This is a genomic window from Amedibacillus sp. YH-ame10 (assembly GCF_053848885.1).
In genome coordinates this window covers 1-8,929 of record NZ_JBSPFA010000053.1, presented here as the reverse complement: position 1 = coordinate 8,929, position 8,929 = coordinate 1, and the positions used below count along the sequence as shown (strand labels likewise).

Genomic DNA, 8,929 nt, shown 5'->3' with positions numbered 1-8,929 from the left:
ACACCTGTTCTCATCCCGAACACAGAAGTTAAGCACTTCAGCGGCGACAATAGCTGGGCCTGCCTCAGTGAAGATAGCACGCTGCCAGGTGATCGACATCCTTATGGATGTCTTTTTCTTTTTCTATAAGATTCGACAAATTCTAAGCAGTATACATACTATAATGATAGGTGTCTTTACTGGAATATTTTAAACAAACATGATAAAATCATGGTTATGTAAGAAAGGTGTGAGCATATATGAATGAAATGATTATGGAAATTTTACACGATTCACTGCCTATGCTACCTTTTTTATTTTTCACTTATGTGTTGATGGAATATCTTGAACATAAAAGTAGTGATACATTTCAAAAGCATTTACAAAGTGCTAAGAAACTAGGACCACTGATTGGTGCTATTCTTGGAATTGTACCACAATGTGGCTTCTCCGTACTTGCTTCTGGATTGTATATGAACCGTACGATTTCATTAGGGACTCTAATCGCTGTATTCATATCAACAAGTGATGAAGCAATCCCTATTTTAGTGGCTCACCCAGAACAAATTAACGTACTTTTTCAAGTCGTTTTTATCAAATTAGTGATTGCGATTATAGTTGGCTACTTTGTAGATGCCCTTATTCGAAACAACAAACTGCGTCAAAATCATCCTCTTCATGATATTCATGCAGAGTGTGAAAAGGAAAATGAAGGACATTCTTCCATTGCCTATATCGCTTTTGTACATACAATGAAGATTTTCCTCTTTATTTTTATTGTAAATGTAGTATTATCCGTAGGTATTTACTATATAGGTGAAGATACGTTAGGTACACTTTTGGCAAGTGGAAGTTATTTACAACCAGTACTAGCGGCCATTGTTGGGTTTATTCCTAATTGTGCTGCGAGTGTGATGTTAGCGCAACTCGCAATGGATGGTGTGATTTCTTTTGGTTCATTAACTGCAGGATTGATTACAAGTGCAGGTTTGGGTCTTCTTGTGTTGTTCAAAATGTACGATAATAAAAAAGATATTCTACGGATTTTAAGTATCCTTATGGTGACGGCTATTGTAAGTGGAATTATTCTTCAGTTTTTTGGTTAAGAATAGATCAGTTGTAAGAATAACAAAAAGCAGCGATGCTTTTTTTCATAGAGGAACTATTGTATAATACAGTAAAAGGGGTGTCGTAATGGATTACAAAGAAGAGTTCGCAAAACTTGTGGAACAAAATCGCCTAGAAGAAGCTAGGCACATATTAGATAAATTAAAATATGATGCGAGTGAAGATCCCTTTTATTATGCCAATATGGGATGGATATTAAATCATATGGAACGCTATCAAGAAGCTGAAATCATCCTTAGAAGAGGGATTGCCCTATATAGTCAAGATGGTTGGATGTATAGTCAATTAGGGTTTTGTTTGGATCGTCAAGGAAAGATAGAAGATGGTCTAGAAATTTTGTTGCAGGCGATTCAATTGGGCTTTGATGAACCATGGATTCATGGAGAAATTGGTTGGTGTTATAAAGAACTCAATGACTTCAAAAAAGCAGTTGAGTTTTTTGAGAATGGATTGATGGAAGAAGAGCATAATGTGTTTATTCTTTCGCAAGCAGCGATTGCCTATATGGAACTAGGGAAATATGATACTGCAGAAGAATATTTTAAGAAGAGCTATCAATATCAAAGAGATAATGATGGTCTTTATGATTTAGCAAATTTTTATCATAAGCGCAAGGATTACAAAAAGGAAATTGAATACTTAGAACAAATGGAGGATATAGAATCTAATCCAATGTTGCTTTTTGAGGTCGCTGTTGCGTATTATGAACTTGGTGAGTATAAGCTCGCATTAGAAAAATTAGAGAGCTCTATGGCTCTAGGAAAAGACGATACAGGTTTACGAGCATTACTGGGAGATATTTATGTTGGATTGCATATGAAAACAGAAGCAGATCAACAATATAATCTTGCGCTTGGTTATTATGAAAAAGCATTGTCAAGAGAAGAAGAGACCTATTGGATTTATCAAGAAATGATTTGGATAGCTCATAAACAAAGAGATAGTAAAAAGAAATTAGAGTATTTAAATCGTGCAAGTGAAAAACATGAAATGACCATTTGGTTGATGTATCACTATGCTCGTTGTTATAGTGATTTAGGAGAATATAAAAAAGCAGTAGACGCTTGTCGATACTGTAAAGATAGAGGAGAAGGTTCTAAAGAATTCTATGATTTGTTCGCTTGGAATCTAGGTCGCAGTGATCAGGAGGAAGAAGCAATTCTAGTCCTAAAGGAATGTATGGAAAAATATGAAGGCGATGATTGGAATTATGGAGAACTTGGTTGGAATTACGCCCAAATAAAAGAATATGAAAAAGCAAGAGATTGTTTCTTGAAGGCTCTTTCACTAAGTGAAGATAATCCTCAACATACAGGAATGTTAGGTTGGTGTTATCTACGTATGAATCAATTAGATGATGCACAACAACAAGTGGAAAAAGCATTCGCATTAGGACGCGATGATGGATGGTTACATTCCATACGTGCTGAAATCTATGAAGGTAAACAAGACTATGAAATGGCATTGAAAGAATTTCAATATGCCCTGGATCATGATTATGATGAAACTTGGATTCATAAAGAAATCAAAGAGATAAAGAATAAAATAAAAGAATCAAAAAAGTAAAAGGAGGAATAAGGTATGTGTGGTCGATATTTTTTTATGTTAGAAGATAACCCAGCTTTTCAAAAACTACGTCATAAAATAGATCAACTTGCATTGTTTGAATATGCTCAAGAAGAAGTATTTCCTAGCAATGATGCCTTAGTTCTACTATCCGCAACAAAAGATTATACTCTGGATGTAATGAAATGGGGGTTACAAGGGTATACTTCTAATCTGTTAATCAATGCTCGAAGTGAATCAATAGAAGATAAAAAAACCTTTCAAACAATGTTACATAATCGTTGTTTAATTCCATGCAATGGATTCTTTGAATGGAAAAGAGTTGGAAAAAGAAAACAGAAGGTATATATACGAAGAGATGATACACCTTTGTTTTATTTAGCTGGAATTTATAATGAACAAAAAGAATTTGTCATTGTGACGGGGGAGTCAGAAGCGGATATGTTAAATCTACATAATCGTACCCCTATTATCCTAACGGAAGAGCAAATTCCATTGTATCTAGAAGAACAACTACCATTTCAAGTGGATAATGAACATTTATCGTTTCATAAGGAAGTGATCAATGATGCATATGAGCAATTAGACTTATTCAAAGAGAAAGAAGAGGTAGAGTAATATGAAGAAATATCGTACCATTACATCTCTTTTTGTTTTATTTTTGTTATGGCAAATCATTTCTATCCAAATAGATAATGATTTTCTCATCCCTTATCCAATAGAAGTGATAAAGATGATGGGACAACAACTCATGAGTGCATCTTTTTATGAAATTGTATTTGCGACATTATTACGTTCATTTCTAGGCTTAACAATCGCCTTTGTAGTCGCATTTCTATGTGCGTATTATGCGTATCGTTATACCGTGTTTAAAGATATCTTTTATCCTATATTGTTGTTAACGAGGAGTGTACCTAATATTGCCTATATTATCATTATCTTAGTTTGGTTTGGAGCGGAAAATAGCGCAGCCATTGTAAGTTTCTTAATCATTTTTCCAACCATCTATAGTAATATTTATACTGGATTAGAGAATATGGATGAAAACTTAAAAAAAGTTATGAGCTTATATCCATCGAAAGAAGGATATTGTTTACGTAAGATTTATATTCCCTTATTAAAAGCCCCTATGAAAGCATCTATATCTACAGGAATATCACTTACCTTTAAGGTGGGTGTGATGGCAGAGATATTAGGACAAGTACAAGTAGGGATTGGCCGTCAATTGAATCTCGCGAGAATTACCTCTGATATTACTGGAATCTTCGCATGGACTGGTTGGATTATATTGATTCTCCTTTTGATGGAGGCAATTTTACATTTCCTATACAATTCTTCTCGGTTCAAAGAAAGTTAAGAAAGTCATAAAAATATCACAAATTATATATAAATATTTCGCTTATATAACGATTTATGATATAATTCAATACCGGTAAAGAAGAAAGGATGATTGAATATGGCAAATAGTTTACGATCAGTTGCGGATTTAGCATATCGTAAGATTAATCATCGATGGTTAAAGTTCCATTATCATGTATTGTTGCTATGTGTATTGATAAGCGCAATCTTTGAAATCATCATTTATTTCTTCATTCGTTTCACGGGAACAATGTATGACACCAATTGGGTGTATTGGTTAAAATACATCATAACACCAATTGGAATAGGACTTGCTATTTTCGTACTAGCAAGTATTATCATTCGTCTAAAACAACTTAAAAATCGTGTTAAAATTTATGCAATTTCAGTTCTCTTTATGCTTGTTGCGTTTAACTTAGCATTTATGCATAGTGGATATCAAGCTATTTTATTCAGTTTTTTATTGCCAATTATTATGACGATTATATATGAAAATCAAAGACTCACTAGTTTTATTGCATTGTGTACGATTCCTCTTGAACTCTTTACTGCATTTACAACATTTTGGGATCCATATAAAGAGATTACACATGGCTATATCATAAATACTATCATCTTGATAATCCTTACGATAGTTACTTGGATGGTGTCCTATTTTATGATTCGTTTCGCATTATCAAAAAAGGAAATCATTATCAAACGTGATATGGAACGTCAACAGTTAAAAGAGCGTATCTTATTAGATGAACTAACGACCGTTGGTAATAAACAGGCACTCTTTCAGCGTTTGAATCTATTAGAAGAAGAGTGTGATAGCTTTCATTTGGCAATGTTAGATATCGATGATTTCAAATTAATCAATGATGAATTTGGACATCTATATGGAGATGAAGTTCTTAAGTGTTTAGGGGTGGCTTTGCATAAGATGCGAGGGGAATGTCAAGTTTTTCGATATGGGGGAGATGAATTTAGTATTATTCTCATGGAACAACAGAAACAAAAGGTAATGCGAGATTTAAAGTATTTACAAAGTGATTTCTTGGAAAGTTTAAAAGAAAGTAAACGTAATATTCAATGTCATATTACGATTAGTATTGGAGTTGCCTTACACCATGATCATATGTCTTGTATAGAACTTATGAAAAGTGCTGATGAAGCACTATATGAATCAAAGAAGCATGCAAGAGGAGCAATTACCTATCGAGAATAACAAAGCAGCATACCCACAAAGGTACGCTGCTTATTTTTTATTTCTCATCCCATTCTTGAATGACGCTTTCCAAAACTTCAGCTCCTGTTGCGACTGTTCGCTCACAACGCATTTCTGGAGTAAAGAAGTTGGGTTTGATTTGTGCACATACTCTAGAACCAAGTTTCTTTTGAAAAGCAATGACTAGCTTTTGTGTAAGTGGGCGAAGATCCTCACAATCATGTGCCTTCATCTCTACATATCTAGAACTGATGACGCAAGCGGCACCACATAAGGCTCCACAAACATCCCCGATTTGAAAACCTGCCCCAAAGGCTGCACACATAACCATATCTTTATCATGCAATCCTAAATCATAAACTTCATTACCTGCACGAAGAATACTTTCTGAACAATTATATCCTTGTTTGTAATATTTAATTGCGACTTCTTTTAACATCTTTTATTCCTCTTTCTTTTTCTGTATTATAGCACAAGCTTAAACATAATAAAAAGCTGAAGTTTTTAAAAAACCTCAACTTTTCAAGCTTACTCTTTTGTAATAAGTTCTAAATTATCTAGATACTCACTTTCAAATGCTAATTTCTTATCAGCTTCATTTGTATATTTTTTAACTAAAGCACTTGATTTAATGACAGGTTGTAACGTACCCGCTCCAGCAACACATCCCCCAGGACATGCCATACCTTCGAGAAGATACCCATCGCGTTTACCTGCTTTTGCCATCATCAACATGGTCTTACAGTTTTTCAATCCTTCTGCAGAATCAATTAAGACTTCTTTATCTGGATGTTCTTTTTGGATGCATTGTTTCACTGCATTTGCAACGCCTCCACTTACCGCAAAACCGCGACCATTTGCAGTTCCTTCTTCAAATGGAGTATCTAGTATTGCTTGTTGTAAGTCTACACCTTTTGCCTCAAACATTCCCATTACTTCTTCAAAGGTCAAGACAAAATCAATATCGCTTCGTACACTTTTTCTACTTGCTTCAAGCTTCTTCGCAGCACAAGGTCCAATGAATACAACCTTTGCATCTGGTTTGCTTTTTTTGATCAATCGTCCAGTCAATACCATTGGTGTTAATGCCATAGATATGTAAGGTTTAAAATCTGGAAAAAGTTTTTTTGCCATCACAGACCAAGCCGGACAACAAGAAGTTGCCATAAATGGTTGTTCGTTAGGCACTTTTTTCAAGAAGTCTTCGGCTTCTTCAACGGTACATAAGTCTGCGCCAATCGCCACTTCTACCACATCCGCAAAACCCAATGACTTCAAAGCACCCTTTACTTTTTCAGGCGTCACTGTTGGACCAAATTGCCCTACAAAAGCTGGTGCAACTGCCGCTATGACTTCTTTTCCTTCTTTGATTGCATGTATGGTTTGAAAGATTTGTCCTTTATCGACAATTGCCCCAAAGGGACAATTCACAAGACACATTCCACAAGATACACATTTATCATAATCAATTTCAGCACGACCAAATTCATCACTAGTGATGGCATCCATACCACAACTTCTACTACATGGTCTCTCTAATTTATTGATAGCGCCATAAGGACAAACATCCATACAACGACCACATTTGATACATTTTTCCTGATCAATGACAGACTTTCCATTTTCTATACGTACCGCATCTTTTGGACATACTTCTTTACAAGGATGTGCTAAACACCCTTGGCATGTATTGGTCACAAAGATTTCCTTTTCAGGACATGCGTTACATGCGAATTTGATAATATTAATCAAAGGATCATCATAATATTTCTCCGCGATAGCGCTCTCCTCAATACCTTCACTTAGTGGAGCATGTTCATCAATACGACGAAGGGGAAGACCAATCCCTAAGCGTAAACGTTCTCCAATGATTGCTCTTTCTAGAAAAATACTTTCACGGTATTTTGCTTGTTCACCTGGTAAGATTTTAAATGGCAACTCTTCAATGTTAGTTGCATAATCTCCACCTTCATAAGCTAATCTAGCAATTTCAGTAAATACCTTTCTACGAATATCTGTTACAGAGTTATAAATTCCTCTCATACGGCTCACCTCGTCTTCTATTATACTTGAATTTTATCGATTTGTAATTAAAAATACACAACATTCTCTTGTACTTAGTGTAGGAGTGATTTATCATATTCTTATAGAAAGTAAGGTGTACAATATGAGTATACAAGAACTAGTACAAAGACAAAGAAAATTTTATAATACGCATCAAAGTAAAGATATCACATATCGAAAACATGCCCTAAAGAAATTACGCAGTGTTATTATGAAAAATGAGCATGCTATACAAGAAGCACTTTATCAAGATTTGCATAAAGCTAGTATGGAATCATACATGAGTGAAATTGGAATGGTATTAAGTGAATTGACATATCAATTACGCCATATCGACACATGGGCAAAACCCCAAAGAGTACCAACACCCCTTGCGCAACAACTTGCCAAGAGTTTTAAGATTGCTCAACCTTATGGTGTTGTATTGATTATGTCCCCATGGAATTATCCTTTCCAATTGGCACTAGAACCCGCTATTGGTGCCATTGCAGCTGGAAATACGGTGATTATCAAACCATCTGCATATGCGCCTCATACCTCAAGAATCATCGCTCAACTCATCCAAGAATGCTTTGATAAACGTTACGTCGCAGTCATTGAAGGAGGTCGCAAAGAAAATGAAGAACTCCTAAATCAACGCTTTGATTATATCTTCTTTACAGGCGGAGTTGAAGTAGGGAAATTGGTATTAGAAAAAGCAAGTCGCTATGTAACGCCAGTTACTTTAGAACTCGGTGGAAAGAGTCCTTGTATCGTAGAAAAGAGTGCAAATATCAAATTGGCCGCAAAACGCATTGCCTTTGGAAAATTTCTAAATGCTGGACAAACTTGTGTAGCCCCAGATTATGTATTCATCGATGAAAGTATCAAGCATGAATTCTTAGTATATTTACATTATTATATACATCAATTCTTTGGTGATGATCCTCTTACTTGTGAACGTTATCCTAGCATCATTAACGATAAACACTTCTTACGCCTTATGAAGCTTATGAGTAGCGGTGATGTATGTATGGGTGGAAGAAGCATCCAACTGGAAAAACGCATAGAACCTACAGTCTTGGAACATGTATCATACCATGCGCCAATCATGCAAGAAGAAATCTTTGGACCTATCTTACCAGTTATCACGTATAAGAATATTGAGGAAGCGATACACTACATCAACGCACATGAAAAACCATTAGCACTTTATCTGTTTACACAACGTAAACACATAGAACAACGTATCCTAAAAGAATGTAGTTTTGGTGGTGGATGTATCAACGATACCATTATTCATTTGGCAACGAGTCATATGGGATTTGGAGGAGTGGGACAAAGTGGAATGGGAAGTTATCATGGGTACGACTCCTTTACAACGTTCTCTCATATGCGAAGCATTGTCAAAAAATCCACAAAATTTGATTTACCAATACGTTATCAACCTTATACAAATATAAAAGAAACACTTGTACGATGGTTCATGAAATAGCAAAGAGGAAAGAAAACATCTTTTCTCTTTCGTATTATAAAGTTAGGAGTTAAATCAAATTAATTCTTAGCTTTTTATTTACATCAAGAGAAAGGGTAATATATAATATTCATGGAGAGATAACACAAGTAGGACTTGATCCTGTAAAA

General features: G+C 35.1%; 8 protein-coding genes and 1 rRNA gene. 7 read left to right on the top strand and 2 right to left on the bottom strand.

Annotation, left to right across the window (positions count from 1 at the left end):
* From rrf to ACWG42_RS14575, 6 genes are all read left to right on the top strand, one after another.
* A 5S ribosomal RNA gene (rrf, locus tag ACWG42_RS14600) occupies window positions 1–90 on the top strand; the annotation flags it as partial.
* Window positions 91–239: 149 nt separating this feature from the next.
* Window positions 240–1,085 carry a putative manganese transporter gene (locus tag ACWG42_RS14595; RefSeq protein ID WP_455793298.1) on the top strand — a complete coding sequence of 282 codons (846 nt, stop codon included), beginning with the start codon at window positions 240–242 and terminating at the stop codon, window positions 1,083–1,085.
* Window positions 1,086–1,173: 88 nt separating this feature from the next.
* Entirely contained in the window at window positions 1,174–2,673 is a 1,500-nt protein-coding gene (locus ACWG42_RS14590; RefSeq protein WP_455793297.1) for a tetratricopeptide repeat protein, read from the top strand.
* Window positions 2,674–2,688: 15 nt separating this feature from the next.
* Complete coding sequence (locus ACWG42_RS14585) at window positions 2,689–3,291, top strand: SOS response-associated peptidase (RefSeq protein ID WP_455793296.1); 603 nt, start codon at window positions 2,689–2,691, stop codon at window positions 3,289–3,291.
* A gap of 1 nt (window position 3,292) precedes the next feature.
* A complete protein-coding gene (locus tag ACWG42_RS14580) occupies window positions 3,293–4,030 on the top strand; it encodes an ABC transporter permease (protein ID WP_455793295.1) in 738 nt (245 codons plus the stop codon).
* A gap of 99 nt (window positions 4,031–4,129) precedes the next feature.
* A complete protein-coding gene (locus ACWG42_RS14575) occupies window positions 4,130–5,242 on the top strand; it encodes a diguanylate cyclase (RefSeq protein ID WP_455793294.1) in 1,113 nt (370 codons plus the stop codon).
* Window positions 5,243–5,279: 37 nt separating this feature from the next.
* On the opposite strand, the gene ACWG42_RS14570 is transcribed toward ACWG42_RS14575, so the two are convergent.
* Together ACWG42_RS14570 and ACWG42_RS14565 are read right to left on the bottom strand one after the other, a co-directional pair.
* Window positions 5,280–5,681: a C-GCAxxG-C-C family (seleno)protein gene (locus tag ACWG42_RS14570; protein WP_455793293.1), complete on the bottom strand. Its 402-nt coding sequence runs from the start codon at window positions 5,679–5,681 to the stop codon at window positions 5,280–5,282.
* An 89-nt stretch (window positions 5,682–5,770) separates the two neighbouring features.
* Window positions 5,771–7,285, bottom strand: coding sequence for a 4Fe-4S dicluster domain-containing protein (locus tag ACWG42_RS14565; RefSeq protein ID WP_455793292.1), 1,515 nt, complete (start codon window positions 7,283–7,285; stop codon window positions 5,771–5,773).
* Between the two features lie 124 nt (window positions 7,286–7,409).
* On the opposite strand from ACWG42_RS14565, the gene ACWG42_RS14560 reads away from it, so the two are divergent.
* Window positions 7,410–8,780 (top strand): aldehyde dehydrogenase, encoded by a 1,371-nt coding sequence (locus ACWG42_RS14560; RefSeq protein WP_455793291.1) that lies wholly within the window; start codon window positions 7,410–7,412, stop codon window positions 8,778–8,780.
* Window positions 8,781–8,929: the final 149 nt, after the last annotated feature.

What these genes read in the sequence shown, in the direction of transcription:
- ACWG42_RS14595 (WP_455793298.1), top strand. Translation starts at nt 240, where the DNA reads ATGAATGAAATGATTATGGAAATTTTACACGATTCACTGCCTATGCTA.
- ACWG42_RS14590 (WP_455793297.1), top strand. Translation starts at nt 1,174, where the DNA reads ATGGATTACAAAGAAGAGTTCGCAAAACTTGTGGAACAAAATCGCCTA.
- ACWG42_RS14585 (WP_455793296.1), top strand. Translation starts at nt 2,689, where the DNA reads ATGTGTGGTCGATATTTTTTTATGTTAGAAGATAACCCAGCTTTTCAA.
- ACWG42_RS14580 (WP_455793295.1), top strand. Translation starts at nt 3,293, where the DNA reads ATGAAGAAATATCGTACCATTACATCTCTTTTTGTTTTATTTTTGTTA.
- ACWG42_RS14575 (WP_455793294.1), top strand. Translation starts at nt 4,130, where the DNA reads ATGGCAAATAGTTTACGATCAGTTGCGGATTTAGCATATCGTAAGATT.
- ACWG42_RS14570 (WP_455793293.1), bottom strand. Translation starts at nt 5,681, where the DNA reads ATGTTAAAAGAAGTCGCAATTAAATATTACAAACAAGGATATAATTGT.
- ACWG42_RS14565 (WP_455793292.1), bottom strand. Translation starts at nt 7,285, where the DNA reads ATGAGAGGAATTTATAACTCTGTAACAGATATTCGTAGAAAGGTATTT.
- ACWG42_RS14560 (WP_455793291.1), top strand. Translation starts at nt 7,410, where the DNA reads ATGAGTATACAAGAACTAGTACAAAGACAAAGAAAATTTTATAATACG.